General features: G+C 45.7%; 1 protein-coding gene. It reads right to left on the bottom strand.

Annotated elements, in window-relative coordinates:
* On the bottom strand, nt 1–1,125 hold a 1,125-nt coding region (locus QNI22_RS40110), incomplete at its 3' end, for a hypothetical protein (protein WP_314520307.1).
* Nucleotides 1,126–1,151 lie beyond the last annotated feature (26 nt).

Genomic DNA, 1,151 nt, shown 5'->3' with positions numbered 1-1,151 from the left:
CGCTGTGATCTGACCGCCTGTACTCACATCAAAGGCATTGTTGAATACCTGCAAATTCTTGGACGCTACCCCATTGCTGGTCGATCGGATCTGAAACAAAGCCGGATTGCCGCTACCATTGATGGTGTTATTGTAGAAATACAGATTGGTTGACGGATTGCCCAACGCCCACAGAATCGGAGACCGATCCCCTAACAGAAAATAGTTTCTACGCACGTGAATGTTGGTTGCTCCCTTGCTTTTCTGATTGTACTCGCCCATCACATTCCACGCATTGGTGTTTTCTCTGTAATCAAATATGTTGTTTTCAATGATGGTGTTGCTGGTTGTCAACTCAATCGACTGACCCATACCCACTTTGAAGCGGTTATCATGTACCCAGAACGAATAGGCTCCTTTCAATACAGCCGGATCATATTCCAACGAAAGGTGAGTGGTAAAATCACAATTGGTGATCTCTACTTCTTCTGCACCGATAGCCCAGAATTCAAACGAAATGTTGGGTACATTCTGTCCCCAGGGTGCAAACGCTTTGCCATATTCTTTGATGTTGTAGATCTTGGATTTACTCACATAATCAGAGGTGCTGAAAGCTGATCCATTGTAGGAAGCCAAAAACTTCATCGCATAGCCAGAGGTTTTCTCCCCATAGGAACCAATGGAGATATTGGATTGGTGATAGATGGTTCCATCATGGATTTGCAGGTTCCGCACACTGCCCCGCGAAGTGATGTTGCCATAGGAGCCACCGGTAGATTCACGGGCAGATTCGCTGATAGTAAAGTTATAGATTTCAATGTTTTCGGTCTGGTTACCCGTATCTGACCAAAGTTCAATCCCAGCATGGTAGAACTGTTGTACTTTGACATTGAATATTTTGACATTGTTTCGGTTTTGTACCTGGATACCGGTGAAGGCAGAATAGGATTTTCCATCGAGGGTGAACCCGCTCAGGGTCTGATTGCCATTGGTAAGTGAAGAGCTGTAGAGTTGAATAGCACCATACCACCAAACGAAGGTACCGTTTTTGATGATAGTCTGGTCGATGCCGGCTCCTTGTAGAGAAACACCAGGTTTGAGCGGCATGGGTTGTTCATCATAGGTACCGGCCGCTACATAGATCATGTGTGAACCGGAAGGTACAGTCTGGG

It is taken from the genome of Xanthocytophaga agilis, from assembly GCF_030068605.1.
In the GTDB taxonomy this organism is placed as follows: Bacteria; Bacteroidota; Bacteroidia; order Cytophagales; family 172606-1; genus Xanthocytophaga; species Xanthocytophaga agilis.
The sequence above is the reverse complement of the archived record's forward strand: the minus strand, read 5'-3'. Positions and strand labels throughout refer to the sequence as shown.